The sequence below is a fragment of the Stenotrophomonas hibiscicola ATCC 19867 genome (genome assembly GCF_000382065.1).
In the GTDB taxonomy this organism is placed as follows: domain Bacteria; phylum Pseudomonadota; class Gammaproteobacteria; order Xanthomonadales; family Xanthomonadaceae; genus Stenotrophomonas; species Stenotrophomonas hibiscicola.
Genome location: NZ_KB907504.1, coordinates 123077 through 144295 on the forward strand (window position 1 = coordinate 123077; position 21219 = coordinate 144295).

The following is a 21219-nucleotide window of genomic DNA, read 5'->3' on the forward strand; positions in this document are numbered from 1 at the left end:
CTCCAGTTCGGTTCGTGCGTGCAGCGGGGAGGGAAACGGCAGGAGGGCCGGCAGTCGGTCAATCGATGCGCGCGTAGGCCGGCAGGGTCAGGAAATCGGTCAGTTCGTCACTGCGGCTCAGTTCGCCGAGCAGGGCGATGGCCTCGCCGATGCGCGCACCACCGGGCAGTACGGCGGTATCGCCCAGCCGTGCCGGCAGCTGCGAGAGGGTGGAATCCAGCAGCGCCAGATCGATCGCAGTGCCATCGTCCAGCTGCTGGCCCGGCGTATGCAGCCACTGCCACAGCTGGCTGCGGCTGATCTCGGCGGTGGCCGCGTCCTCCATCAGGTGATGGATCGGCACGCAGCCGTTGCCATCCAGCCACGCCGCCAGATAGCGCACGCAGACTTCCACGTTGCCCTCGAAGCCGGCGCGGGTGACGGTGCCCAGCGGCCGTGCGATCAGTTCGTCGCGGCCGACGCGCACATCCTGGCGCAGCACGCTGTGCTGGTTCGCACCGGGCATGTGTTCGTCGAAGATCGCCATCGCCACCGGAATCAGCGCCGGGTGCGCAACCCAGGTGCCGTCATGGCCGGCGGTGACTTCGCGCAGCTTGTCGGCGCGCACCCGGGCCATCGCCTGTTCGTTGGCGGCGGCATCGTTGTTGATCGGAATCTGCGCGGCCATGCCGCCCATCGCATGCGCCCCGCGGCGGTGGCAGGTCTGGATCAGCAGTTCCGAATACGCCTTCAGGAACGGCTGGGTCATGGTCACCTGACCACGCTCGGGCAGCACGCGGTCGGCGTGGCGGCGGAAGGTCTTCAGGTACGAGAAGATGTAGTCCCAGCGCCCGCAGTTCAGGCCGACGATGCGATCACGCAGCGCGTGCAGGATCTCGTCCATCTCGAACACCGCCGGCAGCGTTTCGATCAGCACGGTCACCTTGATCTGGCCGTGCGGCAGGCCGAGCATGCCCTCGATATGCGAGAGCGCGGTCTCCCACAGCGCCGCCTCTTCCATGCTCTGCAGCTTGGGCAGGTAAAAGTACGGGCCACGATCCTTCGCCTGCAGGGTGCGGGCGTTGTGGAAGGCGAACACCGCTGCGTCGAACAGGCCACCGGCAAGGAACTGGCCGTCGATGCGCACGTGCTTTTCATCCAGGTGCCAGCCACGCGGGCGCACGATCAGCACCGCCTGCTCGTCGTACGGGCGCAGCGTGTAGTGCTTGCCATTGGGGGCGGTGTATTCCAGATCGCCGCGCACCGCCGCCGCCAGCGACTGCTGGCCGGCCAGCAGGTTGCGCCAGGTCGGCGAGGTCGAATCCTCGAAGTCGGCCATGAACACCTTGGCGCCGGAGTTCAGCGCGTTGATGACCATCTTCGGGTCGGTCGGGCCGGTAATCTCGACGCGGCGGTCCTGCAACGCGGCCGGCAGCGGGGCCACGCGCCAGTCGCCGCTGCGGATGGCGGCGGTGTCCACGCGGAAGTCCGGCAGGCCGCCCTGGTCGAAGAATGCCTGGCGTTCACGGCGGGCCTGCAGCCTCGCCTGCCGGCCCGGTTCCACCGCACGGTGCAGCGACACCAGCAGGGCCAGCAGCGGCGCCGGCAGCAGGGTGTCCTGGCCGGCCACGCGGGTCGCCAGGGCGATGCCGGGGGTAGCCTTCGCGGCGGGGGTGGGAACAGCGGAAGCGACGGCGGACATGGGGCAACTCCAGCGGTGGGGGAACGGCTCCACGGTGCCGCTGGGCCTGAGTATTTGGCAAAACAGTTTTTGCAATGTTCTACATAAGTTGTGCTAATACTCGTGACACGATGAGCACACGCACCCCGCCAAGTCCGCGTTTTTCCTACAAATCTGACCGGCTGAAGCCGTTGCGTGCGTTCTGCCAGACGGTGCGCCTGGGCTCGGTCTCACGGGCGGCTGAGGCACTTTTCGTCAGCCAGCCGGCGATCAGCCTGCAGTTGCAGGCCCTGGAACGGGAGCTGGGGGTGCCATTGTTCGAACGCAGCGGGCGGCGCCTGGTGCCCAGCCGCGAGGGCCAACTGCTGTACGAGATGGCGCAGCCGCTGGTGGAGAGCCTGGACGGGCTGGAGGCGCGCTTCCGCGACAAGGTACGCGGCCTGGACGCGGGCGAGCTGAACATCGCCGCCAACAGCTCGACCATCCTGTACCTGCTGCCGAAGATCGTCGAACGCTTCCGCCTGCACCATCCGGATGTGCGCCTGACCCTGCACAACGCGATCAGCGCCGACGGCACCGACCTGCTGCGCGAGGATGCCGCCGACCTGGCCATCGGTTCGATGACCGATGTACCGGCCGACCTGACCTACGCCCCGGCCTACCGCTTCGAACAGGTGCTGATCGCGCCGCACGACCATCCGCTGGCCAGCGGCGGCGAGCTGGAGCTGGCCGACATCGCGCGCTATCCGCTGGTACTGCCGCCGAAGCGGCAGATCACCTACCGCCTGGTCGACCAGGTATTCCAGCGCCACCGCATTGCCTACACCGTGGCGCTGGAAGTGGGTGGATGGGAAGTGATCAAGCAGTACGTGGCGATGGGCATGGGCATTTCCATCGTGCCGGCGCTGTGCCTGCACGAAGCCGACCGCGAGCGGCTGGCGGCGCGGTCGATGAAGCGCTGGTTCCCCGAGCGCAGTTACGGGGTGATCGTGCGCCGCGGCAAGGCACTGTCGGCGCAGGCGCGGGCGTTCATCGAGCTGATCCAGCCGGAGTTGTTCAGTCCGCGCGATTACGACCAGAGCGGGCATTCGGAGCGGTGAGGGGTGTTCGGCAGGGCTGCGCCCTGCACCCGCCGAAGCCGAAGCAACAGCAAAAGCCGGCTATCCGTGGGATGGCGGGGTGAGTCCGGTTGCGGGGGACGCCGTAAACCCGTCCATGGGGGCTTGGTCGCGGCATCCATGCCGCTCACACCCCCGCAACCGGACCCACCCCGCCTTCGACAGTTGGTCGCTGCTGTTGGTGCCAGCTGCTGTTGGTGGGTGCCGACCGTTGGTCGGCACGGGATCGGATCCCATCTCTGATTCATTTCCGGCTGACGATGAATAAACTGGCCCCATGTCCATCGAACTGCGCCACCTGCGCTACTTCCTCGCTGTTGCCGATACGCTGCACTTCGGCCAGGCGGCCGAGCGCCTGGGCATGTCACAGCCGCCGCTCAGCCAGCAGATCCGGCAGCTGGAGGAACTGATCGGCGCGCGCCTGTTCGTGCGAAGCCATCGCCGCGTGCAGCTGACGCCTGCTGGGGAGCTGCTGCAGGAACGCGCGCGCGCAATCGTGCAGCAGGTGGAAACCGCGGTGGACGAGGTGCAGCGTGCGCAGCGCGGCGAGCAGGGTGAACTGCATATCGGCCTGACCCGGGCCACGCCGCTGTCGCCACAGATCCCGCGTTCGATCCTGCATTACCGCCAGCAGTATCCGCAGGTGCGGCTACAGCTGAGCGAGATGAATACGCTGCAGCAGATCGACGCGCTGCTCGATGGTTCACTGGACGTGGGCATCATCCGCAAGCGTGCGTTGCCGCCGGAACTGGTGGCACACAGCCTGTTCGTCGATCCGCTGGCGCTGATCGTGCATGCCGACCACCCTGCCCTGCGCAGGCTGTCGAAGCAGGGCACGGTGTCGTTGCGCGACTTCGCGCAGGAGCCGTTCGTGGCATTCCGGCGCAGCGCGGGCGCGGGCATCCACGACCACATGATCGCGTTGTGTGCGGCGGCGGGCTTCACGCCGCGCATCGTGCAGGAAGCCGGTGAAGCATCGACGTTGATCAGCCTGGCCGCTGCGGGCCTGGGTGCGGCGATCCTGCCGTCGTCGTGCGATCACATCCGGGTGGAAGGATCGCGCTTCGTGGCGTTGGCCGATGCTGGCGCGCATTCGGAAGTGCAGCTGGCGTGGCATCGCGAACGGGTGACGCCGCTGATCCGAAACTTCGCCGGGCTGCTGCGCGGGGCGTTCGCCGGTAGAGTCGACTGTTAGTCGACTATCGCGCGCAGCGCGGGTTTTCGCGATCTGATGGAAGAGCAGTCGACTGACAGTCGACTCTACCTCGGCAAAGCCGCTACACCGTGGTTGCCGGCCAGCGGCCGGCACTACCGTGCGTTGGGTCACGCGGTCACCGGCTGCGGGGCGCGGTGCTGCAGCGCCCAGACGATGCCACCACCGATCAGGGTCAGCACCGCGGCGAACGCACACACGCCCCACCAGTCCCAGGCCGCGTAGGCCAGGCCGCCGACCCCGCCCAGCACGCTGGAGCCCAGGTAGTAGGCGAACAGGTACAGCGCCGACGCTTCCGCGCGCATCGTACCGGCACGGCTGCCGACCCAGCTGCTGGCCACCGAGTGGCCACCGAAGAAGCCGAACGTGACCAGCGCGATGCCCAGTGCCATCGTGCTCAGCCACGGCATCGCCAGCAGCGCGATGCCGGCGCCGATCAGCGCGAACGAGATTGACAGGATGCGGCCGCGCCCGTACCGCGTAGCCTGCTGGCCCATCCACGCCGAACTGAAGGTGCCCACCAGGTACACGCTGAAGATCAGCCCGACCACGGTCTGGCTGAGGTGGTACGGCGGCGCCAGCAGGTGATAGCCCAGGTAGTTGTAGAGGGTGACGAACACGCCCATCAGCACGAACGAGGTGGCGAACAGCCACGGCAGGCCCGGGTCGGCGAACAGCAGGCGCCAGCGCGACGGCAACTCGCGCAGGCCATCACGGCGGGGATGGAAATGGCGCGACGGCGGCAGCTGCAGCCACAGCAGCACGGTACTGGCGATGGCGATGATCGAGACCACGCCGATGCCCCAGCGCCAGCCCCAGTGATCGGCGATGATGCCGGCCAGCAGGCGCCCGCTCATGCCACCGATGGCGTTGCCGCCGATGTACAGGCCCATCGCCAGGCCCAGCGCGCGGCTGTCCATTTCCTCGACCAGGTAGGTCATCGCCACTGCCGGCACGCCGCTCAGCGCCAGGCCAAGCAGGGTGCGCAGCACCAGCAGCGTGGTCCAGTCGTCCACCAGCGCCGAGCTCAGCGACAGCATGGCCGAGGCCAGCAACGCGACGATCATCAACGGGCGGCGGCCGACCGCATCGGACAGCAGGCCGGCCAACAGCATCGCCACCGCCAGCGTACCGGTGGTCAGCGACAACGACATCGCGCTGCCTGCGGCCGACACGCCGAAATGGCGGCTGAACTCAGGCAGCAGCGGCTGCACCGTGTACAGCAGGCCGAAGGTGGAAAAGCCGGCCAGGAACAGTGCCAGCGCGGTGCGACGAAAGGCCGGTGTGCCCTGCTGGATGCGGGTCTCGGCGCTGGGGTCGACAGTGGGGGGGCGGCGTTCGACGGCCGCCGCGGTTTCGCCAGTCATGGGACCGATGGGCCGGTGGGGGCGGCCAAGCGTGGGAGGGAACGGGCCTCAGACTAGGCCCGTCTATCCAGTCGATCCATAACCTGATAGGTCATGATTGATATACGAGAAGTATCAATTCAGCTTACAGGCGCTGCCACTCGAAGCCGTCGCCCCGGCGGTAGTACACCGCCACCGCGCGGCCGTAGAGCTTGTCGGCGTCGACGAAGCCGAAGAAGCGGCCATCGAAGCTGTTGCCGCGGTGGTCACCCAGCACCAGCACCTTGCCCGCCGGCACCACCAGGTCGGCGATGTCCGGACCGCCGCCCATGTCCAGATCAAGGCGGGCACGTCGCTCGCCGAAGGCTTCCACGTCCTGCAGGTCGGCCATCTGCAGCGGCTGCCCGTTGATGCTCAGATGGCCTTCGCGCAGCTGCACATGGTCACCGGCCACCGCCGCCACGCGCTTGATCAGGCGGGTGCCGTCGGCCGGTGAGTCGAAGACCGCCACCTCGCCACGCTGCGGGGTGCCGGTCGCCATCAGTTCCGTGTTGGTGAATGGCAGACGCAGACCGTAGGCGCGCATGTCCACCACCACCCGGTCGCCGGGCTGCAGGGTCGGCTGCATCGAACCACTCGGCACCACGTAATGGTTGGCCAGGGTATCGCGGGCGGCGGCGAGCAGGCCGAGCATCACCAGCAGCGGCAATGCTTCCTTCTTCAGCCAGAGCAGCGCGCGTTCGGGAAGGGGAGGACGGGCAACAGCATCCATGACAGGCTCCGGGTGGGTGGTCGCTGCATCAGACCACACTCGGGCGGGAGAGGTTCCCGCGCCGGCTTGTTGTAGAGCCGAGCCCGCGCTCGGCTGCTCTTCGAGTGTCGGTGCACGCCAGCCGAGCGTAGGCTCGGCTCTACATGAAGGGTTACGCAGGTTTTACGCCCCGGTCCGGCCGCGGGCATCGCACCTTTACGGGCAGCACGCGCATCGTGTGCCCACCGCGCCACACGGCGCATTCCGCAAGGTGTTGTATGACCCTCCTGGTGATCCGCCACGCCTCTTCGTCGGCACCGCGTCCCCAACTGCCGGCACAGCTGGCCGGCCATCGCGTGCTGTGCAGCGACTGCGCCAGCCTGTCCGAGGTACGCCAGTGCCTGTGCCAGCCGCAGGCGCGCTCGGCCGACTGGGTACTGCTGGATGTCGGTGCCGCCGACGAGGCGCAATGGCAGGCCGAAGGTGGCGCGCTGCAGGCGGCGCTGGAACGGCTGCCGGCGCAGTACATCGAGTTGCAGGCACCCAGCGAACCTGGCCTGGATGCACGCCTGCGCCTGCAGCACGGCCCCGCCGCCGTGGTGGTCGACCAGCGCAGCCAGCAGGCCGGTTACCCGTTGTCGCTGGCCATTGTCGGCCGCCGCCTGGCGCAGGAGGGCTGAGTCATGTCGATCTTCATCATCCGCGGCCCGGAAGCGGCCGGCGCCCTGATCCGCACCGCGATGCCGCTGCCGGCACCGGTCCTGAAGTCGCTGGTGCATCGCGCGATCGACGCCGGCACCAGCGTGGCGATCCGCGCCTGCGGTTCGGAACAGGAACTGCTCGATGCGCTGCGCGTGGCCGATCACAGCCGTGGCGAGGTGACGCTGCTCGATCCGGGTGCGTGTGCCAACAGTCTGCGCCTGCAGCGGCTGCTGCCCTATCTGCACAACGCGTACGTAGAGGTGCATGACGACGGCGCAGTGGCCGAGCCCTGCCTGCCGGCCGGTGTCGGCCAGCGCTTGGGCATCGCCGCCGGCTATGGCGCGCAGAGCTATGTGCTGGCGTTGGATATCGCGCTCGATCACCTCGGGTTGGCCGAGCAGGCCAACCGGGTGCACGTGGGGACGTGATCCGCTTGTGTAGAGCCGAGCCCATGCTCGGCTGCCTTTCCAGGAGCCATCAGCCGAGCGTGGGCTCGGCTCTACAGAAAGAAAAACGGCGGGGTTGCCCCCGCCGTTTCCGCTTTCTTATTTCAGCCCGCGGAACTTCAGCAAAGGTTCCACCGACGGGTCCTTGCCGCGGAAATCGCGGTACAGGGTCGACAGCTCCACGCTGTTGCCGCGCGAGAGGATCTTGTCGCGGAACTCCTGGCCGTTGGCCGCCGTCAGCCCACCGTGCTCGGTGAACCACTGGTAGGCGTCATGGTCGAGCACTTCGGCCCAGAAGTAGGCGTAGTAGCCGGCCGAGTAACCGCCACCCCAGATGTGGTCGAAGTAGGTGGTGCGGTAGCGCGGCGGCACCTGCGGCAGGTCGACCTTGAACTTCTTCAGCGCGCTGGCTTCAAAGGCGCCGACATCCTGCAGCGGCGCGTCGGCCTTCTGGGTGTGCCAGGCCAGGTCCAGCAGCGCGGCAGACAGGTACTCGGTGGTCGCATAGCCCTGGTTGAAGCTGCGCGCCTTGAGGATCTTGTCGACCAGTTCCTGCGGCATCGCCTCGCCGGTCTTGTAGTGCTTGGCGTAGTTGGCGAACACCTTCGGATCCAGCGCCCAGTGCTCGTTGAACTGCGACGGGAACTCGACGAAATCACGCGAGGTGGCGGTGCCGGCAATCGACGGGTACTTCACGTTCGAGAACATGCCGTGCAGCGCATGGCCGAACTCATGGAACATGGTGGTGACGTCGTCGAAGCTGATCAGCGCAGGCTGGCCGGCGGCCGGCTTGGTGAAGTTGCAGACGTTGTAGACCACCGGCTTGGCACCGGTCAGGCCGTCCTGTTCGACGAACACGTCCATCCAGGCGCCGCCGGACTTGCTGTCACGCTTGAAGTAGTCGGTGTAGAACAGCGCCAGCGAGGTGCCGTCCTTGTCGAACACTTCGTACACCTTCATGTCCGGGTTGTAGGTCGGAATGTCGGTACGCGGCTTGAAGGTGATGCCGTACAGCTGGGTGGCGGCGTAGAAGACGCCGTTCTGCAGCACATTGTCCAGTTCGAAGTACGGCTTGATCTGCGATTCGTCCAGATCGTACTTGGCCTTGCGCACCTGCTCGGCGTAGAAGTCCCAGTCCGAAGCGGCGACCTGGAAACCACCCTTCTGCGCGTCGATCACCTTCTGGATCTCGCCGGCTTCGGCGCGCGCCTTGGCGGTGGCGGCCGGCACGGTGTCGGTCAGCAGCTTGAGTGCCGCAGCCGGGGTCTTGGCCATCTGGTCGCCCAGCTGGTAGTCGGCGAAGGTCTCGAAGCCGAGCAGCTTGGCCTTCTGCGCACGCAGCTGGGCCAGGCGCTGCACGGTCTGCCGGGTGTCGTTGGCATCACCGCGCTCGGCGCGGGTCTCCGAGGCCTTCAGCACGGCGGCGCGCTGGTCGCGATCGCTCAGCGAGCCGAGCACCGGCTGCTGGGTGGTGTTCTGCAGCGGCAGCAGGAACTTGCCGTCCAGCTTGCGTTCCTTGGCGGCGGCCGCGGCGTTGTTGATCGCATCCTCGTCCAGGCCGGCCAGCTTGGCCTTGTCGTCGACGACGACGGCCGCAGCGGCGGTGGCGGCCACCAGGCGGGTATGGAACTGGGTGGAGAGGGTGGTCTCTTCCACGTTGAGCTTGCGCAGGGTCGCCTTGTCAGCGTCGGACAGCTGCGCACCGGCGCGCACCAGGCCGTCGTAGTAGTGCTCGACCAGGCGCTTCTGCACCGGATCCAATTCCAGCGTGTCGCGCTGGTCATAGATCGACTTCACGCGCGCGAACAGCTTCGGATCGAGATTGATCTCGTCCTGGTGCGCAGCCAGCTTTGGCGCCACTTCTTCCTGGATCTTCTGTCGTGCATCGTTGGTATCGGCCTGGACCAGGCCGAAGAAGATGCGCGAGACGCGGTTCAGCGTCTCGCCGCTGCGCTCCATCGCCACGATGGTGTTGTCGAAGGTGGCCGGCTCGCTGCTGTCGGCGATCTTGCGCACGTCGGCCAGGTGCTGGCGCATCCCCTCTTCGAACGCCGGCAGGTAGTCGCTGTCCTTGATCTTGTCGAACGGCGGCGCCTGGAACGGCAGCGTGCTCGCACTCAGCAGAGGGTTGGTGGAGGCTTCGGCCGGCTGCTGGGCCGGGGTCTTCTGGGCATCGGACACGGGGGTGGACTCCTTGCCGGAACAGGCCGCCAACGCCAGGCTGATGGCGGCGGCCAGGACTACGGTACGCGACATGTAAAACACTCCTTGGGCAGACGGTACGGGATACCAGCCCTCCACCCTACTCCTGTCGCGCTCGCCCGGCATGTGCCGGACGTGGCGTCTATGCAGCGGCCTGCGGCAGGCTCAGACCGTACCGCGGGTCTTGCCGATCCAGGGCCGGTAGAACTCGCGGATCGCGGCCATGTCGGCAGCGTCATCACCACTGGGCGTGAACAGCGGGCCGATACCGATGGTCTTTTCCGGGTAGTGGAAGTACGCGGCAAGGATCGGCACGTCAGCCATCCGGGCGATCTTCAGGAAACCGGCCTTCCAGTCCTTCACCGCCTTGCGGGTGCCCTCGGGGGTGATGGCGAACCACATCTTCTCGTTGTTGCGCAGCAGGTCCACGGCCTGTCCGACGGTGCCCTGCGGCGAGCTGCGATCGAGCGGGATCACGCCCAGCCTGTGCAGCAGCGGGCCCAGCGGCCACCAGAACAGCGACGCCTTGCCCAGTACCTTCACCTTCATGCCCAGCGCGATCTTGGCCGCCATGCCCCACAGCCCATCCCAGTTGGACGAATGCGGGGCGATGATGAAGACCAGCCTGGGAATGTCAGGCAGGGTGCCGGTCACCTTCCAGCCGCCCATGCGCAGGGTGCAGCGCGCCAGCCAGCGCAGGAAGGCGTTGGGTTTGACCTGCGGCATCTGCGGCGGCACGGCCGGCAGCAACGAAGTCGGGTTGTTCAAGCAATCACTCCCAGTCACGTGATGAGCGACCGCGCTTGATCTGCGCGCGCCCGCGTTTGGCGTCCAGACGACGCAGTTTCGACCCGAGGGTCGGCTTGGTGGCCTTGCGCGGCTTGGGCACGCTCAGCCCGGCCTGGATGAAGGCCGCCAGCCGCTCGCGCGCATCCTCGCGATTGCGATCCTGGGTCCGGAAACGTTGCGCATCGATGACCAGCACGCCTTCGCCGGTCATGCGCCGGTCACGCCGCGCCAGCAGGCGTGCGCGCAACGGTTCGGGCAACGAAGGCGAGTTGGCCACGTCGAAACGTAGTTCCACCGCGGTGGAGACCTTGTTGACGTTCTGGCCACCGGCACCGCTGGCACGCACGAACCGCTCGACGATCTCGCCGTCGGGGATTTCAAGCTGCGCGCTGATGGTGACCGGTCCACTGCCCATCCGCGCATTGTAGCGGCAGCCACGTGCCGGAGTGCGGCATCGCGCGCCGTATGCCGCCGATCAGGTACCGAACACGCCGCCTTCGCCTTGGCTGCGGGTATGCTGGCCGTCCCATGTACCGCAGGAAGCCCGCATGACCCGCACCACACCCGCCCTGCCGTCCCTGCTGCGCCGCGCCGCCCTGCTGCTGGCGCTGGCCGTGGCCAGCGTTCCGGCCCTGGCCGCGCCACCGACAGACGGCGACATCAACCGCCTGCTGTCGGCCTCGCGTGCGCAGAGCATGATCGACACCATGCTGCCGCAGATCGAGGCGATGCAGCAGCAGCAGTTCCAGCAGGTGGCCGCACAGCGCCAGCTCAATGCCCAGCAGCAGGAACAGCTGAAGCGGATCCAGGCACGCACCAGCCAGACGCTGCGCCAGGCCCTGTCGTGGCAGCAGCTGCGGCCGATGTACGTGGACCTGTACAAGAAGACGTTCAGCAAGGAAGACGTGCTGGCGATGGCCGAGTTCTACGAGAGTTCGGCCGGCCAGAGCCTGCTGGACAAGACCCCGGCGCTGATGCAGAACGTGATGGTGGCCATCCAGGCGCGCATGCAGCCGCTGTTCGCGGATCTGCAGAAGGATCTGGAGGCGATCGTCAACGAGCCGGAAAAGAAATAACGGGGTGCGCCGGGCCACGCCCGGCCGCTGGCTGTAGAGCCGAGCCCACGCTCGGCTTACGGCAGCAGCATCAGGCGTCGTCCACCTGCCAGCCAAACAGGTCCAGCGCCTTCTGGAACTCACGGTCCAGCGGTGCCCTGACATCCACGTCGCCGCCCTCCGGATGCGGGAAGCGCAGGCGCTCGGCGTGCAGCAGCATGCGGTGCACGCCCTGCATGCGGAAGATGCGGTTGTGGCGGCCATCGCCATGGCTGGTGTCGCCAATCATGTGGTGCGAGAGGTGCTTGAGGTGCCGGCGGATCTGCCGGAAGCGCCCCGTCTGTGGCTGGCAGCGCAGCAGTGCATAACGCGAACGGGTGAACTCACCGACCGGCACCGACAGCTCGCCCGTCGCCAGGCGCTGGAAGTCGGTGATCGCCGGCTTCTTCACCGGCTTGCCCGGGCCGCCATCCAGATCATGGTCCACCCGCCAGGACAGTTCCGCCGGCCATCCCCGGCAGACCGTCAGGTAGTCCTTCAGCACTTCGCCGCCCATCAACGCCTTGCCCAGCGCGCTGGCCGTCTCGCGGTCGAAGGCCAGCAGCAGGCAGCCACTGGTGGCCCGGTCCAGGCGGTGCACGAGGAAGATCCGCCGCCCCAGCTGCTCGCGCAGGCGGTCGGCCAGGAAGTCGTCTTCGCCACGGGCCAGCTTGCTGTCGTGGACCATCAGCCCGGCAGGCTTGTTGACCACGGCCAGGCGCTCATCCAGGTGCAGCAACTGCAGGGGCGCGGTGTCGGTCTCGACCGCGGCGAGGGTATCGGGTTCGGTGCTCACCGCGGGATTATAAGGGCCTGCTTACTGTAGAGCCGAGCCCATGCTCGGCTGCTCTGCGCGACCGGCAACAGCGTGCCAACCAAGGTTGGCACCTACCGATGTAGAGCAGTCAGGCGCTGCGTACGGCCAACAGCTCGCCATTGCCCACCGGCACCAGGCTGACGCTGAAGTCCGGATCAGCGTCCAGCAGCACGCGCAGCGGTTCCATTTCCTGCGCATGCGAGGTGGCGTTGTCCACCACCAGCAGGCCCCCCGGCCGCAGCACGCGGCGCAGCTGCGGCCACCAGCCGGCGTACTGCCCGCGGTCCGAATCGAGGAACAGCAGGTCAATGCTGGCATCGACGGCCTGTGCCAGCCACGGCCCTGCATCGTCGTGAACCAGCGTGATGCGATCGGCCAGGCCACTGCGCGCGAAGGTGTCACGCGCCATCGCCGCCTTGTCCTGTGCGTATTCCAGCGTGATCACGTGGCCGTCGATGGCGGCGGCAGCCTCGGCCAGCCACAGCGTCGAATAGCCGTTGGAGGTGCCGATCTCCAGCACCCTGCGCGCGGCGCCGAAGCGGACCAGCACGGACAGGAATTCACCCGTGTCCGGCGTGATGTTGAGCATGCGGCGGCCACGCGCGCTCTCGCGGGCGTCGTTGTCGGCGCCGAAGCGTGCCAGTTCGTCCTTGAGCGCCTGCAGCATGGGACCTACTTCCACCACGCGCGCGCCAGCGCCACTGCGCCCAGCGCACCGGACAACCAGCTCCACATTGGCAGGTCGCCCCAGTACCAGCCCGGCGGCTGCAGCACGTACATGAGCGCGGCAATGGCCAGCAGGCCCACGCCAGTGATCGCCCCCACCGCGCGCTTCTGCAGGCGCTGCACGCTGGCGTCCAGAGCGGCCAGGTCGCGCGAGCGCATCGACAGTTCATGGCGGCCTTCCACCTGCTGGGTCAGCCAGGCGTGTACCAGACGTGGCATGTCCGGGGCATGGGTCATGATTTCCGGCAGGCGCTTGCCGATCTCGCGTACCACCCGGCGCGGGCTGTAGCGCTCGCGCAGGATCTTCGCCAGCACCGGCTTGGCCACCGCCCAGATGTCGATCTGCGGGTCCAGCTGGCGGCCGACGCCTTCGATGTTCAGCAGGGTCTTCTGCAGCAGGATCAGCTGGGGCTGCAGGGTCAGCTGGTAACGCTGCGCCACGCGGAACAGCTTCATCAGCACTTCGGCCAGCGAGATCTGCGACAGCGGCCGGGTGAAGTAAGGTTCGCAGACCGATCGCACCGCCGCTTCCAGATCGTCGATGCGTACGTGGTCCGGCATCCAGCGCGCCTGCACGTGCAGTTCGGCAATGCGGCGGTAGTCACGGTTGAAGATGGCCATGAAGTTCTCGGCCAGGTAGTACTGATCTTCCTGCGAGAGCTGGCCCATGATGCCGAAGTCCAGCGCGATGAAGCGCGGGTTGGCGCGACGCGCCGGATCGGTGTCGACCCAGATGTTGCCGGCATGCGCATCGGCATGGAAGAAGTTGTCGCGGAACACCTGGGTGTAGAACACCCGCACGCCCTTGGCGGCCAGCGCCTTGCGGTCGATGCCGGCCTTGTCCAGCGCGGCGATGTCGTCGGACGGAATGCCCCACACGCGCTCCAGGGTCAGTGCGCGCTCGGCCGTATGGCTCCAGATCACTTCCGGCACGTACAGGTCGTCGCTGTTTTCCCAGAAGCGGCGCAGCACGCTGGCATTGGCGCCTTCGCGCTGCAGGTCCAGCTCGGCGGCCAGGGTGTTCTCGACCTCGGCCACCACTTCGCGCGGCCGGATTTTGTCGGCGCGCGGGTGGGTGCGCTCGACCAGCGCGGCCAGCGAATTGAGCAGGGCGATGTCGGCGTCGATCTGCTTCTCGATGCCCGGGCGAAGTACCTTGACCACCACCTGGCGGCCATCGGCCAGCGTCGCCGCGTGCACCTGCGCGATCGAGGCCGAGGCCAGCGGTTCGGTGTCGAAGCTGGCGAAGGCCGCACTGACCGGCAGGCCGAGCGCGTCCTCGACGATGCGGCGCGCGGTCTCGCCATCGAACGGCTTGACCCGGTCCTGCAGCAGGGTCAGTTCATTGGCCACGTCCGGTGGCACCAGGTCGCGGCGGGTGGACAGGATCTGGCCGAACTTGACGAAGATCGGGCCGAGATCCTGCAGCGCCAGGCGCAGGCGCGCACCGCGCGACTGTGCGGCGATGTCGGCCGAGGCGCGCGGCACGAACGGCTTGGCCAGGCGCAACCAGCGCTCGGCCGGTGTGTCCTGCAGCAGGTCGTCGAGGCGGTAACGCAGGATCACCCGGCCGATGCGGCTGGCGCGCAGCACGGCCTTCATGCGGCACCCCGCAGGCGCTGCACGCGTGCACCAAGGCGCTCGACGTCGTCGCGCAGCACGTCCACATCATCGTGGAAGGCATCCAGTTCAGCGCGCGGCACTACATCGCGCGATTCCTCGGTGATGAATTCTGCGGCGCTGTGGGCCAGGTCGACCGCGCCCTGGCGTGCGTGCTGCAGGGCGCTGCGCAGGGTATTGGCGACCTGCACGCCCAGTACCTCGCCGAACACGCTGACGAAGGGCTGCTGCCAGTCCGGGTCGAAGCCCTTGGCGAGCTGCTGCAGGCGGCGTGCCAGTTCGGCGTCGCCGGCCACGCGCACGCGGCCCTTGCCGTTGTTGTCACCGCGCCGTGTGTTGGCCAGCAGCGGCAGCTGCGCGAGCACGCCGGCCAGGCTGCTGCGCACGGCCAGGTCGGCTTCCTGCGCATCCACCGGGCCGACCCGCAGCTGGTCGCCGTCGACGCTGATGCGCATGGCCAGCGACGGCGCTTCCAGGGTCAGGTCGATGTGGCGGCCGTCGAGGCTGGCCAGGGCATGGCGGGTATCCGGATCCAGCGCCAGGGCGCGGTTCAGGGCGATCTGCAGGGCGCGGCCAGCGACCGGCTTGAGGGACTTGAGCAGGGAAGGAGCCATGGGCGCATTCTACCTGCGTGGGTGGGGGGCTTGGGCCGGTAGTGCCGGCCGCTGGCCGGCAAGATCAACATCAAAAGCTGGCTATCCGTGGGATGGCGGGGTGGGTCCGGTTGCGGGGGACGCTGCAAGTACGTCCATGTAAGCTCGGTCGCGCCATCCATGGCGCTCACGCCCCCGCAACCGGACCCACCCCGCCTTCGACAGCTTGCTGCGATCTGTCGGGACGGCGTTCTGTGTTGCTGTTGGTGGGTGTCGACCTTGGTCGACACGGTAGATCCACGCCATGCGTGGATGGATTTCTGGTTCATCTGTGCCTCACGCGGTGGGCCGATGAAGGTTCATGCTATGAGGCCACGCAACGCACAGGACATCGCATTCCCCATGGCACGGACCCGGGTCGGCATCATCTTCGGTGGCAAGTCATCCGAGCACGAAGTTTCCCTGCAGTCGGCGAAGAACATCCTCGATGCGCTTGATCGCGAGCGCTTCGAGCCGGTGCTGGTCGGTATCGACAAGCAGGGTCAGTGGCATCTGAGCCAACCCGATACCTTCCTGATCAATGCCGATGATCCGTCGCGCATCGCCCTGCATCGGTCCGGTACGTCGCTGGCGGTGCGCCCGGGCGCCGAGCAGGCGCAGCTGCAGCCGTGCGATGCGGCCAGCGCGCTCGGCCAGATCGATGTGGTGCTGCCGATCGTGCACGGGCCACTGGGCGAGGACGGTGCGCTGCAGGGGCTGCTGCGCATGGCCAACCTGCCCTTCGTCGGTTCACCGGTACTGGGTTCGGCGGTGGCGATGGACAAGGACGTGACCAAGCGCCTGCTGCGCGACGCCGGGCTGCAGGTGGCACCGTGGCTGTGCATCCGTCGCCATCAGGCGGCGGCAGTCGATGTCGATGCGGTGATCGCGCAGCTCGGCCTGCCGTTGTTCGTGAAGCCGGCCAACCAGGGTTCGTCAGTGGGGGTGAGCAAGGTCAAGGATGCAGCGGGCTTCGCCGAGGCGCTGGCATTGGCGCTGCGCTACGACCACAAGGTGCTGGTGGAATCGGCGGTGGTCGGCCGCGAGATCGAGTGCGCGGTGCTGGGCAATGCGCATCCGCAGGCCAGCCTGTGCGGCGAGGTAGTGGTACACGACGAGTTCTACGCCTACGACACCAAGTACATCAACGACGATGGCGCCGACGTGGTGGTGCCGGCAGACATTGATGGCGCAACGCAGGCGCGTATCCAGCAGATCGCGCTTCAGGCCTACCGGGCGCTGGAGTGCGCGGGCATGGCGCGCGTGGATGTATTCCTCACCGCAGCGGGCGGGATCGTCATCAACGAGGTCAACACGCTGCCGGGCTTCACCCGCATCAGCATGTACCCGAAGCTATGGGGCGCCAGCGGCGTGGACTACACCACGCTGATCACGCGCCTGATCGAACTGGCGCTGGAGCGCCACGAGGCCGATCGCGGATTGCACAGCGCCGTGTAGCGGCGCTGTGTGTAGCGTCGAGCCATGCTCGATGATCCTCTGTAGAGTCGAGCCATGCTCGACTCACGAGAAGCAGTCGAGCACGCTCGACTCTACAAAGGGGCGTGCCGACCAACGGTCGGCACCCACCGGAAAGAGTAGTGCCGGCCGGCGGCCGGCACTACCCTGCGGTCTACTAGCCTCGCTTGCGGAACATCGAGATCACCGCAAGGATCAGGAACACCACGAACAGAATCCAGGCGATGTTCGTTGCGGCGCCGGCGATACCGGAGAAACCCAGAACGGCGGCGATGATGGCGATGACAAAGAAGATGATGGCGTAGTGCAGCATGGCGCTCCTCGCGGGTGGTCGAGCCTTGGATGGCGTGGGTCCATCCTCCCGATCCGGCGGTGTGCAACCAGTGATGGCGATCTATGCAGCAGATGAAGCCTTCAGTCTGCGCAGCCCTTCTTCGATGCTGACCTGCGGCACGTAGCCGAAGTCACGGCGTGCCGGCGCCATGCTGTACCAGTGCGGCGTGCACAGCTGCTCGGCCAGGAAGCGGGTCAATGGCGGCTCGCCGCGCAGGCGCAGCAGCGGCCACAGGCGCTCGCAGACCGCACCGATGCGGTAAGCGGTCTTGAAGCTGATCGCCTTGTCGACCGTCGGCGCACCCACCGCAGCCAACAGCTTGTTCACCAGCTCGCGCATTGGCAACGGCTCGCCATTGGAGATGAAGTAGGCCTTGCCCGCACACGCGGCACCCGGCGCCAGTGCCTCGAAGGCGAGAAAGTGTGCGAGCGCGGCGTTGTCGATGTAGGTGGTATCCACCTTGTTGTTGCCATCACCCACCAGGCGCAGGCGGCCCTGCCGTGCACGTTCGGCCAGGCGCGGCACCAGCTGCTGGTCGCCCGGGCCCCAGATCAGGCGCGGGCGCAGCGCCACCGTCGCCAGCGAGGCGTCGTTGGCCGCCAGCACGCGCTGTTCGGCAATCGCCTTGGTCGCCGCATACGGTGCCTGGAAATCTTCGCCGTAAGGCACTTCATCGGCGCCGAGGCCTTCCACCGGATGGGTAGCGCGATGGGTCACGCTGGGCGTGGAGGTGTAGACCAGCCTGCCGATGCGGTGCGCGCGGCAGGCTGCGATGACGTTGTCGGTGCCGACCACATTGGCCTGGTGGTAGCTGTCATAGCTGCCCCACGCGCCGGCCTTGGCACCATTGTGGAACACCGCATCGACGCCGGCCACCGCATGCAGCACCGCCTGCGCATCGGCCAGATCACCGCGGATCTGGCCCACGCCCATCGCCTGCAGTTCGGGGTAGTGGCTGCGGTTGAACGCCAGCACCTGGTGGCCACGCTCAACCAGCCCGCGGCACAGCGCCTGACCGAGGAAACCACCGCCGCCGGTGACCAGGATTTTCATGCGTGCTTCTCCAGTTCGGCGCCGGCCCAGACGGCGAGCTTTTCGCGGCCGATCTTGGCGTTGTGACGGATATCGACGGGGAACGCCGGATGCACCAGGACGTGCTGCAGGTTCGCATCGGGCAACCGTGCGGCGGCTTTCGCACGCAGGGCCTCGCGCAAGGCCGGGCCGTCGCTCTGCCCGCGCTGCAGTTCCACGCACAGCACCGGTACCTGTGCACCGGCCGGGCCAACACCCACCAGGGCCGTGCGCGCCACACCGGGCACGGTGTTGAACACCGGCTCGACCTGTTCGGTGTACAACGGCCCCTGCGCGGTTTCCACGCGATGGGTCTTGCGGCCGCAGAACCACAGACGGCCCTGTGCATCAAAGTAGCCCACGTCGCCCATGCGATGGACGATGCGGGTGCTGCCATCGGCCAGCGTCTCGCGGATCTTCGCCGCCGCGGTGGCCTGCGGGCGGTTGAAGTAGCTGTCGGTGGCGGTTGGGCCGGCCACAGTGATTTCTCCCACCTCGCCGGTGGCCAGCACACGTGCCTGCGACCAGTCGGCCAGCGGCGCGTCATCGATGGCGATGATGCGGACCTCGTTCGGTTCCACCACGCTGCCCACGCAGGTGCCAGCGCCGGCCTCGGTGGCGGCGCGGGTGCGCTCCAGCTCACGACCCTCCACCACTGCCACCGGCAGGCACTCGGTGGCGCCGTACGGCGTCCAGAACTGCGCATCGGCCGGCAGCAGGCTGCGGATGGTGGCGACCACGTCCGGCGGCACCGGTGCACCGGCCGAGGTCACCCGGGTCACCGTCGGCAGCGGCCGGCCATGCTTCGCCAGCACCCGCATCAGCGCGGGCGAACCAAACAGCTGGGTCACGCCGAAGCGCTGGATGGCATCGTGCAGGCGTGCCGGGTCGGCCTGCGCCGGCCGCGTCGGGTCCATGTCCGGGATCACCGAGGTCAGGCCCAGCGCCGGGTCGAACAAGGCAAACGGCGGGAAGGTCGGCAGGTCCACCCCGCCCGCTTCCATGCCGAAGGCACTGCCCAGCAGCTGGATCTGGCCGACGAAATGGCGGTGGCGGTAGACCACGCCCTTGGGCACGCCGGTGGAGCCACTGGTGAACAGGATCGCGGCCATGTCCTCGCCATCGGTGTCGGCCAGCATCGGCCCAGCGCTGGCGCCAGCGCGCTCCAGCGCGGCCAGGCTGGTGCCGCCCCAGCCGAGGCGGCGACCGACAGTGACCAGGCGGGTCGCCGAGGGCGCCCAGCGCAGCGCCAGCCGCGCCACATGCGCCAGTGGAATGCCGATGAAGGCCTGCGGCTGCGCCTCGTCCAGGCACTGCTTCAGGGCGCGCTTGTCGATGCCCGGGTCGACCAGCACCGGCACCGCCCCCAGCTTGAACAGCGCGAACATCAGCAGGAAGAATTCCGGCGAGGGCCGCACCATCACCACCGTGCGCACCCCGCGGCCGATCCCGTAGCCGGCCAGACCGGCGGCCATGGCGTCGCTGCGGGCATCCAGCTGGCGGTAATCGAGGGTGACGTCGTAGGCGGCCATGCCGTTGCCGGCGCCCCGGCGGCCGGGGCAGCGGATGGCGATCTGGTCGGGGCGTTCACGCGCCAGTTCAGGCAAACGGGCCGCAATATTGCAGGGTCGGTTCATCCGTTCATTGTCGCCGCTTACGGAATTTCTTGCGCGGCGGCCGACTTCGTGGAAAATCCGCACCCTCGTTCCCGATTCCGACTGCCGCCCGAGGCGGCTTGCCCATGCAACATCCCTGCATGACCTGCGGCGCCTGCTGCACCCAATACCGTGTGGCCTTCCACTGGATGGAATCGGACGAGGTCACCCCCGGCGGCGTGCCGCACCAGCTTACCGAGGTGCTGGACCCGCACCGCCTGTGCATGCGCGGCACCCATTCCAAGCCGGTGCGCTGCGTCGCGCTGGATGCGCAGATCGGCGTGTATTCACGCTGCACCATCCACCCCAACCGGCCCAGCGTGTGCCGCGAGGTGGATGCATCGTGGGAGTATGGCAAGGCCAGCCCGCAGTGCGACAAGGCGCGCATCGCCTATGGCCTGGATCCGTTGACGCCGGCCGACTGGCGCTGGCGCGATGACGCCGACAATGACGACGACCATCCGGACGACAACGGCAACAGCCCTTCCTCGCCGCCGCAGGCGCCGGTCGCCGCGTAATGGTAGTGCCGGCCGCTGGCCGGCAACCTCATCAACCCTTCGGGTGTGCCGACCAACGGTCGGCACCCACCGGAAGAGGAAGGGGTGGATGCCGACCGTTGGTCGGCACACCGATCAGATCGGGTTGGCGTCCAGGAACGCGCGGATTTCCGGCACCAGCACCTCGTGCTTGTCCTCCAGCACGTAATGCCCGGCGTCCTCGAACGCATGTACCTGGGCCTTCGGCAGCGCGGCCTGGAAGCCCTTCAGAAAATGATGGTCGAACACGAAGTCGCGCAGGCCCCAGCCGAGAAAGGCGGGCCGGTCAGCGAACGACGGCAGCGCTTTGCCGGCCCGCTCCAGCAGCGGCCAGGCCTTGTCGGCCGGCGACAGCGGGATGTCCTGCATGAAGCGGATGGTGCTGATGCGGTTGGCCCAGCTGTTGTACGGCGACACGTAGGCGCGGCGCACGTCGGCCGGCATCTTGCGCTCCACGCCCAGCCACGAGGCACCGGAGGAGAACGCGTTGAAGCTGCGGATGATCCACTCGCCGATCTTCCAGTGACGGCCCAGCGCGATCTGCCACGGCATCTTCTTCCCCGCCGGCATCGGGAAGGCGGCGGTGTTGAGCACCACCAGGCGCTTGACCTGGTCGTGGTGCGACAGCGCCCAGCCGAAACCGATCATGCCGCCCCAGTCGTGCACGGCCAGGGTCACCGGTCCGGTGATGCCCAGGTGCTTGAGCAGCGCATCGAGGTCGTCCACGCGCGACTGCAGCGTGTACTCGTAGCGGCTGTCATCAGGCTTGTCCGACAGGCCCATGCCGATATGGTCCGGCACGATGCAGCGGTAGGTGTCCGACAGGCCGGCCACCAGCGTGCGCCAGTAATAGCTCCACGACGGATTGCCGTGCACCATCACCACTACCTCGCCGTCGCGCGGGCCTTCGTCGAGATAGTTCATCGACAGGCCCGGGCGCACTTCGAAGCGCTGCGGGTGGGCGGGGTAACCGGGAAGATCGCGCATGCGGAGCACCTTGGAAGAATCGCGGCGCGGTGTAGCGCCGAGCC

Annotated in this window: 21 protein-coding genes; 7 read left to right on the forward strand and 14 right to left on the reverse strand. The window is 67.6% G+C overall.

Translation table 11 applies throughout. The features are described 5' to 3' along the window. Positions 1-58 precede the first annotated feature (58 nt). The gene (gene aceB, locus G370_RS0118250; RefSeq protein ID WP_019661880.1) at positions 59-1681 is read right to left on the reverse strand and encodes a malate synthase A; all 1623 of its coding nucleotides are present in this window, start codon (positions 1679-1681) and stop codon (positions 59-61) included. Between the two features lie 110 nt (positions 1682-1791). Between aceB and G370_RS0118255 the strand changes: the two genes are divergently transcribed. Both G370_RS0118255 and G370_RS0118260 read left to right on the forward strand, forming a co-directional pair. Continuing rightward, entirely contained in the window at positions 1792-2760 is a 969-nt protein-coding gene (locus G370_RS0118255; RefSeq protein WP_019661881.1) for a LysR family transcriptional regulator, read from the forward strand. A gap of 295 nt (positions 2761-3055) precedes the next feature. Beyond that, a complete protein-coding gene (locus G370_RS0118260; RefSeq protein ID WP_019661882.1) occupies positions 3056-3973 on the forward strand; it encodes a LysR family transcriptional regulator in 918 nt (305 codons plus the stop codon). Positions 3974-4101: 128 nt separating this feature from the next. Here G370_RS0118260 and G370_RS0118265 read toward each other — a convergent pair whose 3' ends face one another. Continuing rightward, positions 4102-5358 carry an MFS transporter gene (locus tag G370_RS0118265; protein ID WP_019661883.1) on the reverse strand — a complete coding sequence of 419 codons (1257 nt, stop codon included), beginning with the start codon at positions 5356-5358 and terminating at the stop codon, positions 4102-4104. A 124-nt stretch (positions 5359-5482) separates the two neighbouring features. After that, the gene (gene lepB / locus G370_RS0118270) at positions 5483-6109 is read right to left on the reverse strand and encodes a signal peptidase I (RefSeq protein ID WP_019661884.1); all 627 of its coding nucleotides are present in this window, start codon (positions 6107-6109) and stop codon (positions 5483-5485) included. A gap of 257 nt (positions 6110-6366) precedes the next feature. On the opposite strand from lepB, the gene G370_RS0118275 reads away from it, so the two are divergent. Together G370_RS0118275 and G370_RS0118280 are read left to right on the forward strand one after the other, a co-directional pair. After that, positions 6367-6768: a hypothetical protein gene (locus G370_RS0118275; RefSeq protein WP_019661885.1), complete on the forward strand. Its 402-nt coding sequence runs from the start codon at positions 6367-6369 to the stop codon at positions 6766-6768. A 3-nt stretch (positions 6769-6771) separates the two neighbouring features. Beyond that, positions 6772-7218, forward strand: coding sequence for a 3-dehydroquinate dehydratase (locus G370_RS0118280; RefSeq protein WP_004153636.1), 447 nt, complete (start codon positions 6772-6774; stop codon positions 7216-7218). Positions 7219-7335: 117 nt separating this feature from the next. On the opposite strand, the gene dcp is transcribed toward G370_RS0118280, so the two are convergent. The 3 genes from dcp to arfB form a co-directional block, all read right to left on the reverse strand. Beyond that, positions 7336-9492, reverse strand: a complete 2157-nt coding sequence (gene dcp, locus G370_RS0118285; RefSeq protein ID WP_019661886.1) for a peptidyl-dipeptidase Dcp — start codon at positions 9490-9492, stop codon at positions 7336-7338. A gap of 111 nt (positions 9493-9603) precedes the next feature. Next, complete coding sequence (locus G370_RS0118290) at positions 9604-10206, reverse strand: lysophospholipid acyltransferase family protein (protein ID WP_010487088.1); 603 nt, start codon at positions 10204-10206, stop codon at positions 9604-9606. 4 nt (positions 10207-10210) lie between these two features. Beyond that, positions 10211-10642 (reverse strand): alternative ribosome rescue aminoacyl-tRNA hydrolase ArfB, encoded by a 432-nt coding sequence (gene arfB / locus G370_RS0118295; RefSeq protein WP_005420755.1) that lies wholly within the window; start codon positions 10640-10642, stop codon positions 10211-10213. 133 nt (positions 10643-10775) lie between these two features. On the opposite strand from arfB, the gene G370_RS0118300 reads away from it, so the two are divergent. Then, positions 10776-11303 carry a DUF2059 domain-containing protein gene (locus tag G370_RS0118300; protein WP_019661887.1) on the forward strand — a complete coding sequence of 176 codons (528 nt, stop codon included), beginning with the start codon at positions 10776-10778 and terminating at the stop codon, positions 11301-11303. A 70-nt stretch (positions 11304-11373) separates the two neighbouring features. On the opposite strand, the gene G370_RS0118305 is transcribed toward G370_RS0118300, so the two are convergent. From G370_RS0118305 to G370_RS0118320, 4 genes are all read right to left on the reverse strand, one after another. Then, the gene (locus G370_RS0118305) at positions 11374-12117 is read right to left on the reverse strand and encodes a pseudouridine synthase (protein ID WP_019661888.1); all 744 of its coding nucleotides are present in this window, start codon (positions 12115-12117) and stop codon (positions 11374-11376) included. Positions 12118-12226: 109 nt separating this feature from the next. After that, positions 12227-12805, reverse strand: a complete 579-nt coding sequence (locus tag G370_RS0118310; RefSeq protein ID WP_019661889.1) for an O-methyltransferase — start codon at positions 12803-12805, stop codon at positions 12227-12229. Between the two features lie 5 nt (positions 12806-12810). Continuing rightward, positions 12811-14466 carry a ubiquinone biosynthesis regulatory protein kinase UbiB gene (gene ubiB, locus G370_RS0118315; RefSeq protein ID WP_019661890.1) on the reverse strand — a complete coding sequence of 552 codons (1656 nt, stop codon included), beginning with the start codon at positions 14464-14466 and terminating at the stop codon, positions 12811-12813. Beyond that, positions 14463-15098, reverse strand: a complete 636-nt coding sequence (locus G370_RS0118320; RefSeq protein ID WP_019661891.1) for a ubiquinone biosynthesis accessory factor UbiJ — start codon at positions 15096-15098, stop codon at positions 14463-14465. The genes ubiB and G370_RS0118320 overlap by 4 nt, the downstream gene beginning before the upstream one ends. 381 nt (positions 15099-15479) lie before the next feature. Between G370_RS0118320 and ddlA the strand changes: the two genes are divergently transcribed. Next, positions 15480-16574 carry a D-alanine--D-alanine ligase gene (gene ddlA / locus G370_RS0118325; protein ID WP_026347246.1) on the forward strand — a complete coding sequence of 365 codons (1095 nt, stop codon included), beginning with the start codon at positions 15480-15482 and terminating at the stop codon, positions 16572-16574. Between the two features lie 175 nt (positions 16575-16749). On the opposite strand, the gene G370_RS1000000121460 is transcribed toward ddlA, so the two are convergent. The 3 genes from G370_RS1000000121460 to oleC all read right to left on the reverse strand — a co-directional run bounded on the left by G370_RS1000000121460 (position 16750) and on the right by oleC (position 19634). Further along, the gene (locus G370_RS1000000121460; RefSeq protein WP_005407633.1) at positions 16750-16905 is read right to left on the reverse strand and encodes a DUF1328 domain-containing protein; all 156 of its coding nucleotides are present in this window, start codon (positions 16903-16905) and stop codon (positions 16750-16752) included. Positions 16906-16986: 81 nt separating this feature from the next. Then, on the reverse strand, positions 16987-17979 hold the full coding sequence (oleD, locus tag G370_RS0118335) for a 2-alkyl-3-oxoalkanoate reductase (protein ID WP_019661893.1): 993 nt from the start codon (positions 17977-17979) through the stop codon (positions 16987-16989). Beyond that, positions 17976-19634, reverse strand: a complete 1659-nt coding sequence (gene oleC, locus G370_RS0118340; protein WP_026347247.1) for an olefin beta-lactone synthetase — start codon at positions 19632-19634, stop codon at positions 17976-17978. The genes oleD and oleC overlap by 4 nt, the downstream gene beginning before the upstream one ends. A gap of 104 nt (positions 19635-19738) precedes the next feature. On the opposite strand from oleC, the gene G370_RS0118345 reads away from it, so the two are divergent. After that, positions 19739-20170, forward strand: coding sequence for a YkgJ family cysteine cluster protein (locus G370_RS0118345; protein ID WP_005407630.1), 432 nt, complete (start codon positions 19739-19741; stop codon positions 20168-20170). A 114-nt stretch (positions 20171-20284) separates the two neighbouring features. On the opposite strand, the gene G370_RS0118350 is transcribed toward G370_RS0118345, so the two are convergent. Continuing rightward, entirely contained in the window at positions 20285-21175 is an 891-nt protein-coding gene (locus G370_RS0118350) for an alpha/beta fold hydrolase (protein ID WP_019661895.1), read from the reverse strand. Between the last annotated feature and the right edge of the window lie 44 nt (positions 21176-21219).